This is a genomic window from Mucilaginibacter sp. P4_A11 (assembly GCF_056402535.1).
In genome coordinates, this window is the sequence record NZ_JBFUHE010000010.1 from 104,287 (window position 1) to 124,328 (window position 20,042).

The window sequence follows — 20,042 nt, forward strand, 5'->3', positions numbered from 1 at the left end:
TCCCATAATTGTTATGATATTTACCGGGCAACACATTTAAGCAAGAGTGATCAGGATAATCAGCTACCAGGAAGGCGAAAGCAACCATAACATCATCATTAAAGGTGCAACTATCACCGACCTAAGCGAAAGTGTTATCGCTCATCACGCTGCTGTAAGTATTTATTTTGATTCACAAAGTTACAGGCAAATACTGGCCAAACACCTGGAAATTAACCATGGGGCTTTTACCAATCAATCGGGCACAGTTGCCTTCCCCGAGGTAATTGTTACCAGCAATGAAGGGCAACTGGCACTTTCATGCGGATGCCATGCTACAGGCAATAAACTGTGCGAACACCAGGCGCAGGTACTATCGGCCATCATACAACGGGATGAGCTGCGGGTGTTTTTTGATGACCAGTTAAGGCATAAAAAATTAAAAAAAGCAGCGGCCGATTATGGTTTGGAAGAAGAACCTGATCTCGACAAGTTCTTTGAGATCAGATCACAATCTAAAAGTTTTGAGATCATTCCCCGTTCGGCAACTTTAACCGCCGTTACCAAAGAGAGCCTCGCTAACCTGCAAAATATCATTGTTAATGATAACGCGGAACCAATTGAACAACCCGGCGACGATGCCGATAAAACAACCTGTATAGTACTAAAACAGCATAAATACTATAAATATTTATTTGTTGAACTATACGCAGCCCAAAGCACTAAAGATGGAAAGATCAAGAACCCGTTGTTGCCCATAGCGCCGTTAGACCTGATCTGGGAAACTAATGATGCACAACAGCTCAAATTTTTTACCGGGGTACACAAGTTTCAAAATCATATTAATACCCAAAGAACTACAGCCGATATCGCAGCACTAAAGGCTATCGTTAGCAATCCTATGGCGTACAGTTTTTACGCGCATGACAACGGTGTATCTGATAAAGTAACAGCAACTTCCGTAAGCCCGGTACAAGTTAAAAGCTTAAAAAGCAACCTGGAACTGAAAGTGAATACCTGGGATGAGTTTTATGAGATACATGGTATTTTTAATATAGATGGCTTGTTATATGATGTAAAGGATCTTGATATTAAGTATACCTATTTTATCAGTACGGGCAACACGCTTTATCTTGTTGAAAGTTTGCAGGTTTTAAATGTAATCGACCTGCTGAAAAAGAAACAGGGCAGTTTACAGGTGCATAAAAGTAAGTTTGCTGAGTTGAAATCACACCTGCTTAACAAGCTGGAAAACAAGCTTCATATAGATTATACCTACATTAAACCTGCAACACAGGAACAAATAAAGAAAGAGGGCTTTGATCAGCCCGCCGAAAAGATCATTTACCTGTCGGATTTTGGGGCACATGTTATGATCATCCCAGTGATGCGTTACGGTGAGGCTGAGATCCCTATCCGCACACAAAGGCAGATCTACGGCACCGACGAAAAAGGTAACCAGTTTATGGTTAAACGCCGCGACAATGAGGAAATAGCCTTTACCGCCCTGCTTGTAAAACAACACCCCTATTTTAACGAACAACTGGATAATGACCTGGATTATTTCTACCTGCATAAAAAGCACTTTTTGGATGAAGAGTGGTTTTTGAATGTATTTGAAGAATGGCATAAACATAACATCGAAATACTTGGCTTTAACGAACTGGAGGGCAATAAGCTAAACCCTCATAAAGTAAAGATCACTATCAATGTAGTGAGCGGGATCAACTGGTTCAATACGGTTATCGATTTAAAATTCGGCAAAAAAAGAGCGTCGTTAAAACAGGTGCATCAGGCTGTAAAAAACAAAAACAAATATGTACGGCTTGATGATGGTACACAGGGAATTTTACCTGCCGAATGGATAGAGAAATTCACCCACTATTTTAATTCGGGCGAGATCTCTGATGACGATACCCTGCACACCTCAAAGAGTAATTATACAGCCATACAGCAATATTATGATGAGGAAATGCTGGATGAGGACGTACGAAATGAGCTTGCCGTATACAATAGGAAACTTACTGGCACCGAAATTATTAATGAAGTATTGGTGCCTCCGGAATTAAACGGAACGCTTCGTGCCTATCAGCACCAGGGCTTGAACTGGTTAAACTTTCTGGATAACCTGAATTTTGGGGGCTGCCTTGCCGATGATATGGGTTTGGGTAAAAGCATCCAGGTTATTGCTTTTATACTTTTGCAACGGCATAAGGCTGAAAACAATACCAACCTTATTGTTGTACCTACCTCGCTCCTGTTTAACTGGCAGCAGGAAGTGCAAAAATTTGCACCATCTATCAGCATTCATACCATTTACGGTGCCGAGCGGCTTAAACACACCAAACACCTGCACCAATACGAGATCGTGCTTACCTCCTACGGTACTTTACTGTCGGATATTAATTTCCTGAAGGATTTTAATTTCAACTATGTTTTCCTTGATGAATCGCAGAATATCAAGAATCCCGAATCGCAACGCTACAAGGCTGTACGGTTGCTAAAATCGCGTAATAAGATCACCATAACAGGTACCCCTATCGAAAATAACACATTCGACCTTTATGGTCAACTCTCATTTGCCTGCCCGGGCTTGTTAGGAAGCAAACAGTACTTTAAAGATATTTACGCTGTTCCTATCGATAAGTTCAAGGGCAGTAAACGCGCGGCCGAGCTACAGGAAAAAGTAAAACCCTTCATTCTCAGGCGTACCAAACAGCAGGTAGCTGCCGAACTTCCCGAAAAAACAGAAATGGTGTTGTATTGCGAAATGAAACAGGAACAGCGTCATATCTACGATTCGTACGAAAAGGAGTTTAGGGAGTACATTTCGGCCACAACAAACGAGGAACTGAAAAAAAGCTCGATGAACGTATTGAAAGGGCTGAATAAACTAAGGCAGATCTGTGATTCGCCGATGTTGATCAAAGGCGAAAAAATGCCGGGCGATGCATCGGCCAAGCTGGAGATGCTGATTGAAGAGATAGAGAGTAAAAAACATCAGCATAAGATCCTCATATTTTCGCAATTTGTTTCAATGCTTGACCTCATCCGCAAGGAATTAAGTTCCCGTGATATCCGCTTTTCATACCTCACCGGTCAAACCCGTAAACGCGAGCAAGTGGTTAACGAGTTTCAAAATGATCCCGGCATCAGGGTATTTCTTATCAGCCTTAAAGCAGGCGGTACCGGGCTTAATTTGACAGAAGCTGATTACGTTTATCTCGTTGATCCCTGGTGGAACCCGGCTGTCGAAAACCAGGCCATAGACCGTTGTCACCGCATAGGCCAGGATAAAAAAATTGTGGCTGTGCGATTGATTTGTCCCGGCACTATCGAAGAAAAGATCATGGTGATGCAGCAATCAAAAAAGGATATTGCCAATACCCTGATCAAGCCCGATAGCACCGTTACCAGTTCACTTTCAAAGGATGACCTGCTCGACCTCTTGAATTAGTTTCAGAACCGTACTAATTTCGTGTGAATAATTGTCGCTTCTTTCTCTATAATTACGATCAGGCTTTTGATTTTCGTAATAACGGCAGCACTAAAAAGGTAACAAGACAATGCGCAACCAACGACAGACCAAAAGTAAACAGCAGGATATATGATCTCCTCATCCAGGTATCAAAATAATCAAGAAAGCCCGACTGATTTGAGCCGCTATACAATGTAGCCAAAGCAAAAACAGATAAACCTGTAAGCCAAAGTGTTAAATGCGAGTAAAAATATCTTGAAGAGATCAGGCTCGCATTTGAAAATGAAGTAAATAACAAAAATACGTGAGTAATAAAAAGAATAACCGCGGCAGAAACAAGAATATAAAGCATATTAAATATTTTAACACTGAAGATAATACTTTGGCTAATACAACCAAAAGTTTTAATTCATATTTTTTTATTTAACACCAGATAACCTAATCTATTGGATCCGGGGGCGATGGCTTTGCCGGATCATATACAGCCACTGCCACCCGCGAATCGGCACAGCCATAGTACAGGAACCACTTCTTTTTAAAATAAACCATTCCTTCAATAAAAACTGTTCCGTTAATATATTGGCCGCTTTTCTCAAAAGGCTCCATCGGCCTCAGGAACGGAATATCAAGTCGTGCTTTGAACTTGGCAGGATCTTTTGCATCAAATAAGGCCTGCCCTGCGCAGTATGAATTGGCGTTGAACCTGGTGTCCCCGCCTGCGCCCGGTTTGTTTTTGCCATTATAAAACAGGATCACACCGTTTTTAGTCATCAACGCGGGTGGGCCGCATTCGGTTAAATCGCTATCGAAATAGCCATCTCGCGGTGACATGAGTTCTTTTAACTCTCCTTTATTATCAACCACCGGCGACCAGTCCACCAAATTTGTTGAGGTTGCAGCGTACACATGATGTTCGCCCCAATACAGCCAATATTTTCCGTTGGTTTTAATAACCACCTGCTTGCCATTAACTACCTGGGTTAGTATAGATGCCGATTTACTGGCGATATTGAAGAACTTGCCATGGTAGGCTGTTTCAAATATCGGCCCGTGCTTTTTCCAGTGGATCAGGTCTTTTGAAGTAGCTACACCTAATCTTGGTAAATCGCGGTTCCATTCCGTATAAAAAACAACGTAGGTACCTTCGGGGGTAACGGCTACACGGGGATCTTCACAGCCACCGGGCCATTCATATTTTTTAGCGATGTCATTGTCAGGATAAAGAACAGGGGCTTTCCTCCGGGTAAAATTGATGCCATCGTTACTTTCAGCGTACCCTACACGTGAGGTACGAAAGCCAATGCCTATACCGTAAAGGTCCTCTGCCCTGTACATCACTATTATTTTGTTGCCTTTTAGGGTTGCCGCCGGATTAAAAGTGTCATTTGCCTCCCACTGAACCTGCTTATTACTCATAGGGTCAAGGAAACGGGACGTAGTATCCGGCGATATGATCGGGTTAATATTTGCAGGCCGGGCAAACCCGCCAAATGCCCACGATGGCAGCTTATTTGCAGTCGACTGGCCGTAACATAACTGGGCAAATAATAACGAAAACAGAATACTTCCCTTCCGTAAAAAGTTCATCATAATGAGTGGCTTATGTGTTTTGTTTTAAATTGGTTGATATTCCTGATATCCATATCTCTCCGCAATAATATCGCACAAAAAACATTGAAAACAAAGCAGATACCAGTTATTTTCTTTTCAAAAATAGTAAATTTATATCCTGTTATAAACCAATTACCTATCCTGCAAAAAGGTATAATTTTAAGCCGATGAGAAAACTTCTTTTACTCACATTTTTATTCTTCGTATTACGGGCTAACTCTCAAACTGCTACGCCACGGCAGCAGTTCCCGGGCTTGTTTGAGGCAGTTCAAACTTCAACTATTTTCCCTGACAATAAAACTTTTGTTGATGCTGTACCGAAGCAGGATCCGGCCCTGATCATGAAAGCTTATAACGAGCAAAAAGATAAGCCCGGGTTTAACCTGCAGGCATTTGTATCGGCTAATTTCAATGTACCTGTATCACATAACAATTTCCAAACTGATATCTCGGCCGGCATTCGCAAACATATTGATACTTTGTGGCAGGTATTACAACGCCGCCCAGATGAAGCAAAGCCTTTCTCATCAGCCCTTGCATTACCTAACCCTTACATTGTACCGGGCGGCAGGTTCAGGGAAATTTACTATTGGGACTCGTACTTTACCATGCTTGGTTTACAGGAAAGCCACCAGGTTAAAGTGATCCACAACATGGTCGAAAACTTTGCTTACCTCATTGATAAATACGGATTTATCCCCAACGGCAACCGCAGCTATTATCTTACCCGTTCGCAACCGCCTTTTTTTGCCATGATGGTAAACTTATTAGCGAAAATTGAGGGAGAGAAAGTGCTGGTACATTTCAGGCCGCAGTTGATCAAAGAATATGAATATTGGATGCATGGCTGGGAAGCGATAAAGGTCAATGAAGCAGCACACCGGGTTGTACGCATGCCCGATGGCATTGTGTTGAACCGCTATTGGGACGAAAGCGATGAACCGCGAGAAGAGTCATACATAAAAGATGTTGATGCGGCCAAAGAAACCAAACAACCGCCCGCGCAATTTTACCGCAATATTCGGGCTGCCGCAGCTTCGGGCTGGGATTTCAGCACACGCTGGTTTGATGCATCGGGTAAGCTACCAACCATACAAACCACTGATATTATCCCTGTTGACCTGAATTGTTTATTATATAATTTGGAAATGACCATCGCCCGCAGCCTGAACCAACTCCCCAATGCCAAGCTTGCTAAAATGTACAAATACAGGGCAAACAGCCGTAAGGCCGCTATCCTGAAATACTGCTGGAACCAAAAAACAGGCTGGTTTGATGATTATAACTGGCAGTTGAAGAAACAATCCGAAGTGGAAACACTTGCCGGCGAGTTTCCGCTGGAGTTTAAAATTGCCAGCGATGAGCAGGCCCGCTTAGTAGCCGATGGCCTTAAGAATAACTTTCTAAAACCCGGCGGACTGGTTACTACACAAAACTTTTCCGGTCAGCAATGGGATGCCCCCAACGGTTGGGCCCCGTTGCAATATATGGCTATAGATGGCCTTGAAAAATATAACTATAATACACTGGCTAAAGAAATTGCCACCCGATGGCTTAAGCTCAACATCCGGGTATTTAAGCAAACCGGCAAATTGCTTGAAAAGTATAATGTAGTTGATACTCAATTAACCGCCGGCGGCGGCGAATACCCCTTACAGGATGGCTTTGGCTGGACCAACGGGGTACTACTGCATCTGGTGAATAGGTACCATATCGATACCGAGCAATTGGAAAAAACACCGGCGGAGGTTCAGAATTGATTTTATCCAGGTTATTAGGCTATGTTGAGTTTTAAAATCATCTGACTCGGAAGATGAAATGACATTGAACAAAAAGGGCCTGTCACCCTGAGCCTGTCGAAGGGTCGTGCGCAGAGGCCTGCCCGCCATGCTTCGACTGGCTCAGCATGACACCCATTTTTAATTTTGTCATAGATAATTGGTTTTAATATTCCACATGCTTAGTTTACGCCTTGCATATCCGCTCAGCATGTGGAATCCCTAAATAGCTAAAGACTTACGAAGTTTCGAAAACTTCGTAAGTCTTTAGCTATTGCGAGGAGGAACGACGAAGCAACCGTATGCTATACAAGGCGGGTATGCTTTCGTGCTATTGCCGCGCTACGCAATGACATTTTTATTATTTACTTTATCGTATAAGTAGCCTTATTCATCCCAACACCTGTAATCTTCAATGATTTCCAGTTAGCGGGTAACTTGCTTTTTACCTGTATAATACCGGTTGGCGTAATATCCAAACCACCAAAACCCATCAACAGACTCTGAATAATTCCCCCAGCCCCTGTGGCAAAATATGGATTGGTTCCGCCTTTGGTTTCGGCAATTACACGGAATGGTGGGTTGAGGTTAGGTTCGTAAGCATCTTTAAAAAAGTGAAATGCCTTATCGCCATTACCCAAACGCGAGTACAATAAGGCGAAAACAGCTTGTGTCATGGCCGGGGTGCCTTCGTTGGGCACACGGGTTTCGTAGTATTCAAGATCTTTTTTTATCTGTGCCGGATCGGTTATTGTTTTTAGCGGATAAGCCAGCAAGTTCACATCTGCCTGTTTGATCCCCTCTCCGTTGTAAGATGCATGCTCGCGGGTTACGCCATTATCTAATTTCAGGATCGGGATATTTTGGGCAACGTTTACCCAATCGGCATCGGCTTTTTCACCTAAAATTTTGGCGGCGGCTGTCGCATTTAACAAGTTTGCTTTCGCGGCTGCATTGGTAAAAGCATTATTGTCGATATTTTCAGCCCATTCATCGGCCGCAACTACGTTTTTAATATCATAATGACCGGCACCGTTACGCTCCACCCGGCTTGCCCAAAAATCGGCAGTGGCAGAAAGGATCGGCCAGCCTTTTTCTTTTAACCACTGTTTATCCTGAGTTACGCAATAATAATTCCATGCGGCCAAAGCTACACAGGCGGTGATATGGTGCTCAAACGGACCACTCAGCGCCCAAACCGGCGTTTCTTCTACGCCACTGTCGGCACTTTCCCAGGGAAACATTGCCCCTTTATAACCATGCGAAAATGCATTTTTCCGGGCGGCATCCAATCGCTCAAACCGGTATTCGACCATTGATTTCGCTATTTCTGGATGCAAAACCAGCATGGCCGGATACATCCAAACATCGCAATCCCAAAAAACGTGACCGTTATAACCCAAACCCGAAAGCCCCATGGGTGAAGGTGAATATGCTGTACCTGCCCTCGAAAATGAGTATAAATGATATAACATGCTATGAACATCCTGCTGCGACTGGTCATCGCCTTCTATCTGGATATCGCTTGTCCACAGGTCATCCCAGGCTTTGTTGTGAAATTTGATCAACCTGTCACGGCCTTCCAGTTTTGCAAAAATGGTGAGACGCTCAGCTTCATTCAGCGGGTCGGCATGGTGGGCCGACGTTATACATGAGCCCGTAACCGCATAATTATAAGTTTGCCCAGCGGCTATCGCCTTGCTGAATTTCATCAGGTGCATGTTGTTATCCCACATTTCGTGGATAATGCGCGGCTCTTGTCCGTGTGGTTCACTGAATAAAAACGAGGTAGACGCGCATAGTTGCATTTTGCCCGTAGGGCTTTTTGCGGTAGAAGTAAGCAAACTGATGGTTACATGCGGGCGGTCAATTTCATTATAATAATTCTGCACTTCTTTAAGCGCGTCAGGAGCTTCCATTACGCTGGCCGATGTGATGTTGATGGCCTGTTTTGCTGTTACCGAAACATCCATCAAAACCGTAAATGGCAATTGACGAAGGGAATAGTAGGTGTATTTTATCGTTGCTTTGTCGGCATAATCAAAAGAGGTAGTGAATGCAGCGTGCTGCATATCCAGTTCCTGCCTAAAATTGCTGATATTTTTGGCATCGATGCGCTTACCATCAATTTCAAGATACATGTTAAGCAAGTTAAAACTGTTCAGGAAATTGCTTACCCGTCCACGGCCATACAGATCATATGCGCCAGCCAGTACTACATTTTTAACCTTGAAAGGTTCGGGTGCTGATACAATCCCGATCATCCCATTAGCCACCGTAATCCCGTAATAGTTAGCCGGATCAATTTTATCCGCTTTAACTTTCCATGGATCAATGCTTTGTGCATCTGACACTACGGGGACCAACAAAGTAAAAAACAAACCAAACTTTAATATCTTATTCAAAATCAATGCTTTAAATTTTAAATATTACTTAATCTTTAATTGCAGCTTTTTGATAACCAGCTGCCCTATTTCGGCTCCCTGCTTATTGCCTATGATACAGGCATTTTTAAAATGAATACCCCCCATTACTCTCGACATGGCAGCCGATTTTGCAGCCTCCCGGAATGACTTAAACGAAAGGGGTTCGATCCCAAATTCCATTTCTGAAGAATCTGTATAAGCAAAGTCATCACCTACCCCGTTAGTAAGCACTTCGGCGGCAGCCGAAGATATCACAGCATGTCCGCTGCTATATTCCGGAAATGGCGGCGTTTGGATATATGGGCGCCAGTCGGCATCAATATATTTTGTAATTATAGTTTCTGGCCTGACATAATTTGAACGATATTTCAGGTACCAGCAATTGATAAAACCATCAAACATGGCAATAGCTGTTTCCGTATAAATGCTTACAGTGGTGCCAAAATCATATTTTTTGTTTCTTGTGCCGATAGCAGTAATATTCATCCAATGCCCTCCCGGCGAAAACTTTTTGGTTGCGAACGAAGCATGACCAACTACATTCAGTTTAAAGGCATTATCATCCCAAAAGTCGGCCTGGTGTTTTTGTTCTTTGGTTAGGCTGTCAACAATTTGTTTTACCTCAAGCGCCTGTTTATAAAATGGACTGTTATGATCTTTAACATTAAAAGTTGGTGGATCTGGTGGTATAAACTGAGCCGTAGAGTCCAGCACCATCGGCCTGATCTCGCCCCAATGCGCTTCCAGCGCCTGGGCGTACATTGGCGGAGTAGGAATCCAGCGGCCATCCTGCTGTTTCACAGTATATTTACTTGCCGAACGGGTTTGCGCATAGTGATCGCCTTTGCTCCACTTCAATATAAATTTGGCTACTTTACCAGCGTAGTTTACTGAGCCCTCAAACAGATTTGACGGCATACCAGCATCTTTAGCTTTCTTTTTAAGCTCATCAACATATTGATCCATACTGCCTTCCGGAAACGTTACCGCGTTGCCAACCGTGCAAAAGGCAAGTAATGAAGCAAACTGGTAATCAACAGCGGTATCTTTTGATGCTTTGGGTATAGCCGGTAAATGCTTGATTTGCCCGGCTAATGATTTAAAATGTTCAGGATCACCGGAGGCTATTACTTCATATGCAGCTATATTGGCATATGCATAATTACGGGAAGCCGTAACAGGCGGGAAGTTGTTTTCCAGCACAATATCATTAAGCTTTTTAACAGTTTGGCGATAAAGTTCGGGGTCGTGGATTACTTTTTCATAGTCGGGCTTTTTACAGGATGCAAATAAAAACAATACTCCGGTAAGGCAAAATAAAAAGGATCTCATAAAATGTAAAATAGGTTAAAAAACAGGCAGATCTGTAGGTAAAATCTGCCGCTTTTTCAATTGATCAACAGCCAATATAGGCTTTTTTTGGCATGCTACCGCATGTTTTTTGAGTTTTTTAACCTGTGACACCTCTTTTTTTATTTACATAAAAAAGCAGAGTTTTTATGTAAAAGACACCAATAATCCACCCGATATTATTAAATTTATAGCCCCCTGTTATCTGTGTTTTTATAAACTGAATGAAGAAGATCTTTTTTATTGTTTTTGCTGCTTTTGTAGTTATTGCTGCAGCAGCTTATATTTTACTACCCGAAAAACCTGTCATAGCACAACATATATCAATTGATGCTTCTGATGTTATTACTGCAAAGTTTTTGACCACAAAAAGCGGGTGGGATAAATGGTGGCCGGGCAGTAAAATAAGTAACGATCAATATGGTTTTAAAGGTACCAGGGTCAGTATTGATCAAATGACCAATACTGCTGTTTATTTTAAACTGCAAAAAGATAACGAGAGCTTTAATGGTGAAATAATCTATTTTGCCGATGCCGAAGGCTCTGTTAATGTTAAATGGGATGCAATTGCCGAAAGCGATACAGGTTTTTCATCGCGGATAGTTAATTATTTCAAAACTAAAAATGCAGAAAATCAAGTTGCTGAAATTTTATTAAGCCTTAAACATTTTCTTGAGGATGAAAGAAACACTTATGGCTATAAGATCTACCTGAACCATGCTAAGGATACCGTTTTACTTGTTTCCGCTAATACCCAGCAGGAATACCCCTCTTCACAAGTCATTTATGATACTGTAAAAATATTACAACAGCAGGCAGGAAACCAGGGTGCCAAACAAACAAATTCCCCTATGCTTAATGTTACCCAAACAGATGATCAAGAATACCAGGTAACCATTGCCCTGCCGATAAACAAAAGGATCACCCCTTCTCAAAAAACAAGCATAAACAATATACCTAAGGGTGGTAATTTGTTAGTAGCTGATGTTAGAGGCGGGCAAAACACTGTTAACAATGCCCTGGCACAAATAAAGATCTATATGAAAGATCACAGGCTGATATCACCTGCTATGCCTTTTCAATCGCTTGTTACAGACAGACAGGCGCAAAAAGACACATCTAAATGGATCACTAAAATATATTATCCGATATTGTGATCCTGGCTTAATTACTTAATAATATCAGCCTTCCATCATAAGTAACAGCGAGGAAAGCATTAGCATTCATGATTTTAACATGCGCCAGATAGGTAATTTCCTGTGAATTGATATCGCTATTTAAAAGATAAGTCGGGGTATCAAATTGTTTTTGCTGTTTATTGTAATGCAGGTTTACCAGGCCAAGCGCGTCGTATTTACCTTCGTAAGGCACTACCCCCCAAAAGTTACCATTCAATAGTATATCGCCATTGTCTCCCTTTAATATTGACTTAACCGGGGCCTGCTGATATAGATAAGGCAGTGCAGTAACCGAAGTGGCATGCATTACATCGCTCACGAAAATACTATTAAACTGATTTACGCTCAATCGGTTATTATCGTCTAACTTATCTTTAAATATTTCGGCGGTGGTTTTGTCGGCCATTTTTTGGTAACTGAGCCATTCCTTTTTAAGGTACGGCAACTCCTGTTCTAGATCATTTTTCGGGCGGAACGGGTAGTATAGTTCTTTATAAAAATACGAGAGGATCAGGTCGTTCTTGCCATCCTTATCTAAATCGGTATTGTAGGCATAAAGCGGCTGATCGGCAGTAACGTTATATTTATTATTCAATCCCCAGTTACCGGCTATAAGATCGGCTTTGCCATCGCCATTAACATCGGCTATCATGGCCGACTGCCACCAACCTTTCTCTTTATCTAAAACGGGCGACGAAAAGCGATTTAATCTTTTCCCATCATTCAGGAAAATATGAACCGGCTGCCATTCTGCAGCAATCAGCAGGTCAGGCTTGCCGTTGCCATCAATATCGGCAGAGGTAATATTTGTAACATATTGCAGCTTAGTAATCTCGTCGTAAGCTTTGTTATTGCTTATTTCAAACTTACCGCCGCCTCTATTTATCAATACCGAAGATGGGACAACTGCCGTATAATCCTTAAATGAAACAGCACTTGTAAATAATATATCACTTAAACCATCGCCATTAAAATCAAACATCGTGATTTTTGATGCCTGATAATTGAGTTTGGGTAATGGCTGATATTCAAACTGAAAATTGCCTTTATTGAGGTATAACCTGGGCTGTACTAATTTCTCCGTTTCCAGGAATGGGTGGTTGGCACTAACGACGATCAGATCGGGCTTGCCATCATTATTTACATCGGCCCATGTTGCCTGCTCGTCGGCTGTATTTTTATACTGATCAAACAAGGGCACTTTTATTTTTGTAAAGCTTCCTGACTTATCACCGGCAAGTATATACTTTTCCTCATCGGCAATCCCGCCTACATAAATATCATCAATGCCATCATTATCAACATCGGCTACAGCAATAGCAGGGGTATGTTGTAAATAGGTATGCGGCAAAAGGGAGTAGTAATTGAAATCAGGAGTATCAAAAGTTTTAACGTTAGCAAGGAGCGTAGACTTTATTGACTTGTAATCAAACTGTTTTTTATTGCTGATGAATGCATCTATAACTTCAGACACCGATTTGCGGCTATCAACTATCTGTGGGTTATACCTTAAAATCGTTTTCTGACCAGGCCTAAAATCTTTGATCAGCTCGTAACTGTTATCAGGCCACACTACTAACAGTGATTCAGGTTTATCATCAGGGGCAAATGTAAAAAGCAGCTCGTTATTTAAATTGCTTTCGTAAGCGTTGCTGGTTTGTATTTCCTGGTGATCTACATGATCTTTCGACTTAAGGAAAAGCTTTGTGCCGATGCCATCACGGTTTAAAAGATTATATTTTGCAGTGTATTTAAGATAAGTTGGCTTGTTTTCTTTATGGCCTTCCATCGTAGTATTATTGTAGATAAATGCCGGTTCATCCATATTATTGGTCACGATATCAAGATCGCCGTCATTATCTAAATCAACAGCAACAGACCCAGCCGAGATGGAAGGCTCTTGCATGTCATTACCCGAAGATGCATCGGTAAATTTCAGCTTGTCCTCAGCATGATAAAAATAGTTGTGTACACCGCCTTCGGGCATTTTGTTGATCTTATCCTTGTCAAAAACCCGGTTCTCCTTGTAGGCTTGCATAACCATAGGATCTCCAAGATATTTCAGATAATCCATATCATTAAGCCGGCGTTTAATGCCGTTGGAGAAGAACATGTCTTTCCTCCCATCCATATCAAAGTCCTGCACCAATGGCGACCATGTCCAGTCTGTAGCCGAAACCCCGCTATACAAACTCAAATCAACAAACTTGTTGCCATTGCCCACATTTAACTGCAGGCAGTTTTTTGAATACTGATAATAAAACCCTGCATTGACTTCCTGGTTGTAAATATCCAGCGGCTCGTCGTTAATGGTTGAACGGAGCACTTTCATCTCTTCAGGAAGCATATCAGTGCTAAGCACATCCAGATGACCGTCCTGGTTGATATCGCTAATGGTATTTCCCATCGAGAACAAGCTGGTGTGGCCGAAAGCTTTCTTTAGTTCCTCTTTAAAAGTGCCGTTATGCTGATTGAGGTAGTAATAGTCCTGCTCAAAAAAGTCGTTACTTACATAGATGTCATCCCAACCATCATTGTTTAAATCGCCCACGCTTACTCCCAAGCCATAGCCAATCGGGGCCGAATAAATTCCTGCACCGGCCGTTACATCTGTAAAATGCCCGTGATCATTCCTAAAAAGATGATCGCCCGCATCATGACTGTATTTAAAGCGTTGCGTAGAATCACCGTAGGTATCGTTGCTATGAACTGAGGATGTAAGCAGGAACATGTCCAGGTCGCCATCCTTGTCATAATCGAAAAATGAAGCCTGGGTGGAAAGACCTGCAAAATCGAGCCCGTATTTAGCGGCACTTTCGGTAAAAGTTAAATTTCCATTATTGATATAAAGCTGGTTTTTGCCTTTAAAAGTTTTATAACCCGATACCACACTCACATAAATATCCTTAAACCCATCGCCGTTGATATCAACTATCGTTACGCCGGTTTTCCAATTACCTGTACCGGCAACAGCCGCTCTATCGGTAATATCCTCAAACTTCATCCCTCCTTTGTTAAGGTAAAGTTTGTTGGGCCCCTGGTTTGATACAAAATAAAGATCAGGCAGGCCGTCATTGTTAAAATCGGCAGCGGCTACACCGGCCCCATTGTAGAAATACAGGTAATCTAAAATATTAACCGAATCGGATACAATATTTTTATTTACAAAGTTTACTCCTGTTTCATTTGCCGGGAGCAATTTAAATATTCCCTCCCCTGCCTTTTTATGCTTACAGGAAAATAAGCCTGCCACACCAATGCAAAACAAAGCAGGGAGATATCTTAAAATATATTTGGTAAACAGCATTAAATTGGTGTTAACGTAGTTCATAAGCTTTAAGCGGTTCGTCATTAATGCCAAACAGGTAATAATTTTTACCCGTCGCATTTTTAATAACTGCCGATGAGCGTACCTGCCCGTTTAAATTCAGGCCCGTTTTGGCTGCCGGGAAATAAGTAAACCCATTTTTTGTGTATTGATAAACAAGGCCGCGGTTGGCATCAAGCCTGCCGACTTCAGGCTTAAAGCCATAAAAGTTGCCCCCTAATATGATTTTTTTAATACCAGTATTATCAATATCCGCACACAAAATTGTATTTACCATGGATAGTTGGACATCCGCAGGCAATGGTTTGCAAACAAATTTGCCGCCTTTATTTAAAAACACCGCCGACGAAAGAAAGTTCATTTGATGGATTTCGGCGCCATCAAGCATGTCGGCTGTAAACACCTCATCAAATGGTTTACCTGCATAGTCGATATAGCGCAGAAAGCGCTTTTTCAGGATAGGCATCTGCCCCACCAGATCCGGCTTCATATGAAAAACATAGTTTATGCCATCACTTTTATACATGGAAGTTACACATTCTTTGGTTCCATTATTATCAAAATCCTTCACATGAATTTCCATCGGCTGATCAAACGATGCCCTGAATTTTGAATTAAGACCAATGTTACCGCCAATAATATCAAGCGTACCGTTACCATCTACATCGGCCACTTCCAGGCTGCCCCACCAACCTTTGTAGTTGGCCAGTTGGTTATCCTCAGTAAATCCCCCTTTGTTGTTTTTAAAGATCCTGATACCCATCCAGTTACCGGTTACTATCAAATCGGGCGACCCATTATTATCAATATCAGCCCATTTTGCAGCAGTTACCATCCCTAATTTTGTATCGGCACCTAATACAGTTTTCGAAACATCGGTGAAATGCCCGTTGCCATCGTTATGAAAAACAAACGACTGAGGTGAACATCCATAAAGACCGGGCACGCTTCTGCCCCCAACAAAAAGGTCGGGTTTACCGTCGCCGTCATAATCGGCAGAAACAATTACCGAAGCATTAACGGCAGCATGCAATGCCCTTTCAGGGTCCCGGTGAAAATTCCCTTTTCCATCGTTCACAAAAAAACGCGGGCTATAGATCGGATTTCCGGCCTCATCGGCGTTACCTCCTACTCCTACTATCAGGTCCTGATCACCATCGCCATCAAAATCGCCAAAAACAGCACCTGCATTTTCAAGGTATTCCTGCTTTTCAAAATCTTGTGGAATGGTTTGTTTAAACCGTCCATTCTTTTGCTGGATATAAATATTTGCGACGCCATTTTTTGAGCTGCCGAAGTAAAAATCAGTAAGCCCGTCGCCGTTAACATCGCCGGTTGCCATATATGGGTTTTCGGTAGATAACATCTGGAGCATCAGGCGCTCATTATCAAAATCGATAAAATCATCCTCTTTATGCTTAGGGATACTGTCAAATATTGAATGAGTTACATCAGTAAACAGTGTTTTCACAACAGGCTTTGTCCAGTTGTATTTCAAGTTGGCATCGGCTTGTTTAACAGTGTAAACCTTATTCGCGCTTACGTTTTTTAGCAACTGGTAATTATTGCCCGGCCATATTACCTGTACCGAATCAATCGAGTTGTATTTACCTGTACCAATAGTGAGTAAATTGGGCGATGTGCAGCTTTGAAAGCCCCGCGTAGGCTGGTTATAATAAATTAGTGAACTACCTTTCATAAACACTTTTACTGTAGTGCCTATCCCGAATGTATTCAATCCCGTTCCTTTTAATTTTAGCTGGATGTGGTAATTGCCATTTTTTTCGGCGTTGTTTTTAAAAAAAGAAACAGGGGCGTTTTCGTTATTTATAATGAGATCATTATCTCCGTCATTATCTAAATCGGCATAGGATGACCCGTTGCTAAAGCCAGGTTTATCTAAACCAAAGCTGGCTGATTTGTTGGTGAACGTAAGGTTGTGATTATTCAGATATGCATAATTAGATACAGGGGTCGAAACCATCTTATCAGTAAAATCTTTATAATCAAATTTCTTTCTGCCCTCGGCAATCTTGGCCATGTTGTCGCGATTGCCTAAAAATTCGATATAATCCTGGTCAGTAAGGTCTTTGTAGATCCCGTTTGATACAAATATGTCCTTCCATCCATCATTATCCATATCAAACATCAGGGCACCCCAGCTCCAGTCAGTTGCAGCCACTCCCGAATAAAATGCAGTTTCGGAGAAGGTGCCATCGCCATTGCGAACCTGAAGGCAGTTTTGCATGTATTGATTATAATAACCATCCCGCTGTTTTGCTTTGATAACATCGTACGATTCGAACGAGGTCATCTTTTTCAAACGCTGATCTCCTTCGGGCAGCATCTCTGTAGTAAAGATATCGTACTGCCCATCGTTATTCACGTCGGCAATGTCCGATCCCATTGATGCCAGGCTCAAATGGCCGGTTTCATTTTGAATATCTTCTTTAAATGTTCCGTTTTTTTGATTGATATACAGGTAATCGCGTTCAAAAAAATCATTGGAAACATAAATATCGGGATAGCCATCCTGATTTATATCGGCTACAGAAACACCTAAACCAAAACCGATATCGCTTGAATAGATACCAGCCTCTTTAGTAACGTTAGTGAAATGGCCGCCGTCATTACGGTACAAACGTGCGCCGCCCAGTTCGTCAACCACGGCACGCAGGTTTTTACTAAAATCAAATGATTCTATCGGCCGGAAAGAATTGTTTAATACAAAGCAATCAAGGTCGCCATCGTTATCATAGTCAAAAAATATTGCCTGGGTTGATAATCCATTATCTACCAGGCCATACTTTTGGGCTTCTTCCTTAAACGTACCATTATGCTGGTTAATGAACAGTTCATTGCCTTTTTCGTTGCCACGGGCGTTGCCGCTATGACAAACATAAATATCAAGCCATCCGTCGCCATTGATATCCACCATGGTTGCCCCGGTGCTCCAATACTTAGTGCCTTTAACCCCTGCCTTATCGGTTATGTTCTCAAATTTCCAATTGTCTTTATTGATATAAAGCTGGTTACCTCCCATGTTTGATGTCAGGTAAACATCGTTTAAGCCATCATTGTTAATATCACCGATGGCTACACCACCGCCATTGTAATAGTTACGAAAGGTGAAAACATTGGTACGGTCCTGATCATTTAGTTGGTTAATGAAATTGATGCCAATGGCTTCATTATCCTGCAGGGTAAACAAAGTGTTTTTGTTACCACCATTACATGAGCATAAAATAACGAAAGCGGCAAAAAAAGTAAACAGGGGTAGTTTTGGAAGCATATAATCAGAGATAAAACAAACGTAGCGGAATTTTCCGCTACGTTCCTTTCAATCAAATAAATCTCAAATATTAATAACCTGCGTTTTGTTTAAGGTTAGGGTTGGTATCAATTGCGCGTTGTGGTATTGGATAAACAGTTTTGGTTTTATCTGTTTTAGCCGGGCGCTGATCAACCGGATCGTTAAATTTTTCAAAGCGGATCAGGTCATTCCTTCTCCAGCCTTCCCAGTAAAGCTCGCGGCCGCGTTCGGCAAGCATGGATGTTAAATCAACTGTAGCCAGGGCAGTAGCACCGCGAGGCGTACGGATCAAATTAACGATCTGTAAAGCTGTTTGACCAGACGGATCAGTACCACCGCGTAAAATAGCTTCTGCTTTTTCCAGCATTACGTCGGCATAACGTAAAAGAACATAGTCATTTGATGAGTTGTCGTCATTAACTGTGTTATCGGCTTTGGGCTGAGGGAAGTATTTGAATACCCTGATGCCCTGGGCTTCGGTTGAGAAATTGAGGTTAACGTCCTCTGTAAACACCAACGGTTTACCGCTGCGCTGTGTTAAAGCCTTATGACCAGGACCATACTGTTGGCCAACGGCAAAACCTGCCCTTAACCCAACTTTATCTGTCAGTCCCGGATAATCTACACCACGACGTTCGTCTGTTGCTTCAAACGATTTATAGAAATCGGCCAGTGTTGTAAATCCGTTCCAGCCATCGGGTGTTTGGTTATAGTGCAATCCCATTCTCCAACGGTTTTTAGCTGACGCGGGGGCAGAGGTTTCGGTATTGTAAAATCCAAATATATTGCCGTGAGATTTCTCTGAGTTATCCCATGCAAAATCCTGAAAATACTTGCCGGCCGGTTCCAATGTATATCCTGCATTGGTTACCTTATTGGCGTATTCAATAACTTTATCCATATCTGCCTTAGCAAATGTGAACGGGCCACCAACTGTAGTAGAAGTATAAACAGCTTTGTTCAAATAAACTTTAGCTAAAAGCGCATCGGCCGCTGCCTTGTTGGCCACACCAATGTTAGCTGTTGTTGCGAGAAGGTTGGCTTCTGCAAATTCCAGATCTTTGATCATGAAAGCTGTAGCTTCCGAGCGGCTCATAACTGTTGGAATAGATGAGGTTGGCGCATCAGGGTCACGAAACGGCTGTTGCCCGTACAAATCAACTACCTGGAACATAAAGTAAGCCCTTAGGAAACTGGCCTGAGCTTTGATATTATTATCAGTAGCTTTATTTATAACCTGTGTTGCGCGGAACACACCTATATTCAGCTGATCCCAGGTATCATTAACCTGGTTATGGATAGGTGTCCAGGTATGGGTGTGTAATTTGCGCCAGGTGCCAAAATCGCCCCAGTCGGTGCCGCGGGTTGGCCCCATCATCTCATCTGTTGGATGCTCTTGCAAAGCATATGTATTTGCCTGGTCTGTTTGGCCGTAAAGCTGTGAGTACACACCGTTAAGCTCGGCGGCAGATCCGGTAGGGTTATTATCTACGTATTTTGACCCATATGTTTTTTCGTTCAGTTTCGCGCAACCGCTTGCGATCATCAAAGCAAGGCAACCGATAGCCGCCTGTGATGTAATTTTTTTCATTTTCATGTTG

General features: G+C 42.2%; 10 protein-coding genes. 3 read left to right on the top strand and 7 right to left on the bottom strand.

All coding sequences use genetic code 11. The features are described from left to right. The first annotated feature begins 46 nt into the window (after positions 1–46). The gene (locus AC1DUD_RS19535) at positions 47–3,436 is read left to right on the top strand and encodes a DEAD/DEAH box helicase (RefSeq protein WP_477377403.1); all 3,390 of its coding nucleotides are present in this window, start codon (positions 47–49) and stop codon (positions 3,434–3,436) included. A gap of 58 nt (positions 3,437–3,494) precedes the next feature. On the opposite strand, the gene AC1DUD_RS19540 is transcribed toward AC1DUD_RS19535, so the two are convergent. Both AC1DUD_RS19540 and AC1DUD_RS19545 read right to left on the bottom strand, forming a co-directional pair. Further along, positions 3,495–3,809, bottom strand: coding sequence for a hypothetical protein (locus tag AC1DUD_RS19540; protein WP_477377405.1), 315 nt, complete (start codon positions 3,807–3,809; stop codon positions 3,495–3,497). An 86-nt stretch (positions 3,810–3,895) separates the two neighbouring features. Continuing rightward, complete coding sequence (locus AC1DUD_RS19545; RefSeq protein WP_477377407.1) at positions 3,896–5,047, bottom strand: glycoside hydrolase family 130 protein; 1,152 nt, start codon at positions 5,045–5,047, stop codon at positions 3,896–3,898. A gap of 188 nt (positions 5,048–5,235) precedes the next feature. Here AC1DUD_RS19545 and treA point away from each other — a divergent pair, with 188 nt between their 5' ends. Next, a complete protein-coding gene (gene treA, locus AC1DUD_RS19550) occupies positions 5,236–6,828 on the top strand; it encodes an alpha,alpha-trehalase TreA (protein WP_477377409.1) in 1,593 nt (530 codons plus the stop codon). 383 nt (positions 6,829–7,211) lie between these two features. Here the strand turns inward: treA and AC1DUD_RS19555 are convergent, their stop codons facing one another. After that, positions 7,212–9,251: a glycoside hydrolase family 65 protein gene (locus AC1DUD_RS19555; RefSeq protein ID WP_477377411.1), complete on the bottom strand. Its 2,040-nt coding sequence runs from the start codon at positions 9,249–9,251 to the stop codon at positions 7,212–7,214. A gap of 24 nt (positions 9,252–9,275) precedes the next feature. Then, positions 9,276–10,604, bottom strand: a complete 1,329-nt coding sequence (locus tag AC1DUD_RS19560) for a vanadium-dependent haloperoxidase (RefSeq protein WP_477377413.1) — start codon at positions 10,602–10,604, stop codon at positions 9,276–9,278. Positions 10,605–10,846: 242 nt separating this feature from the next. Here AC1DUD_RS19560 and AC1DUD_RS19565 point away from each other — a divergent pair, with 242 nt between their 5' ends. Continuing rightward, positions 10,847–11,779: a GyrI-like domain-containing protein gene (locus AC1DUD_RS19565; RefSeq protein ID WP_477377415.1), complete on the top strand. Its 933-nt coding sequence runs from the start codon at positions 10,847–10,849 to the stop codon at positions 11,777–11,779. A 7-nt stretch (positions 11,780–11,786) separates the two neighbouring features. Here AC1DUD_RS19565 and AC1DUD_RS19570 read toward each other — a convergent pair whose 3' ends face one another. The 3 genes from AC1DUD_RS19570 to AC1DUD_RS19580 all read right to left on the bottom strand — a co-directional run bounded on the left by AC1DUD_RS19570 (position 11,787) and on the right by AC1DUD_RS19580 (position 20,032). Further along, a complete protein-coding gene (locus AC1DUD_RS19570; protein ID WP_477377417.1) occupies positions 11,787–15,131 on the bottom strand; it encodes an FG-GAP repeat domain-containing protein in 3,345 nt (1,114 codons plus the stop codon). Beyond that, positions 15,118–18,420, bottom strand: coding sequence for a VCBS repeat-containing protein (locus tag AC1DUD_RS19575; RefSeq protein ID WP_477377419.1), 3,303 nt, complete (start codon positions 18,418–18,420; stop codon positions 15,118–15,120). The genes AC1DUD_RS19570 and AC1DUD_RS19575 overlap by 14 nt, the downstream gene beginning before the upstream one ends. Positions 18,421–18,490: 70 nt before the next feature. Beyond that, positions 18,491–20,032 (bottom strand): RagB/SusD family nutrient uptake outer membrane protein, encoded by a 1,542-nt coding sequence (locus AC1DUD_RS19580; protein ID WP_477377421.1) that lies wholly within the window; start codon positions 20,030–20,032, stop codon positions 18,491–18,493. Positions 20,033–20,042 lie beyond the last annotated feature (10 nt).

Excerpts from the sequence above, each read along its gene's own strand:
- AC1DUD_RS19540 (WP_477377405.1), bottom strand. The coding sequence starts at position 3,809 with ATGCTTTATATTCTTGTTTCTGCCGCGGTTATTCTTTTTATTACTCAC.
- AC1DUD_RS19545 (WP_477377407.1), bottom strand. The coding sequence starts at position 5,047 with ATGATGAACTTTTTACGGAAGGGAAGTATTCTGTTTTCGTTATTATTT.
- treA (WP_477377409.1), top strand. The coding sequence starts at position 5,236 with ATGAGAAAACTTCTTTTACTCACATTTTTATTCTTCGTATTACGGGCT.
- AC1DUD_RS19560 (WP_477377413.1), bottom strand. The coding sequence starts at position 10,604 with ATGAGATCCTTTTTATTTTGCCTTACCGGAGTATTGTTTTTATTTGCA.
- AC1DUD_RS19565 (WP_477377415.1), top strand. The coding sequence starts at position 10,847 with ATGAAGAAGATCTTTTTTATTGTTTTTGCTGCTTTTGTAGTTATTGCT.
- AC1DUD_RS19570 (WP_477377417.1), bottom strand. The coding sequence starts at position 15,131 with ATGAACTACGTTAACACCAATTTAATGCTGTTTACCAAATATATTTTA.
- AC1DUD_RS19575 (WP_477377419.1), bottom strand. The coding sequence starts at position 18,420 with ATGCTTCCAAAACTACCCCTGTTTACTTTTTTTGCCGCTTTCGTTATT.
- AC1DUD_RS19580 (WP_477377421.1), bottom strand. The coding sequence starts at position 20,032 with ATGAAAAAAATTACATCACAGGCGGCTATCGGTTGCCTTGCTTTGATG.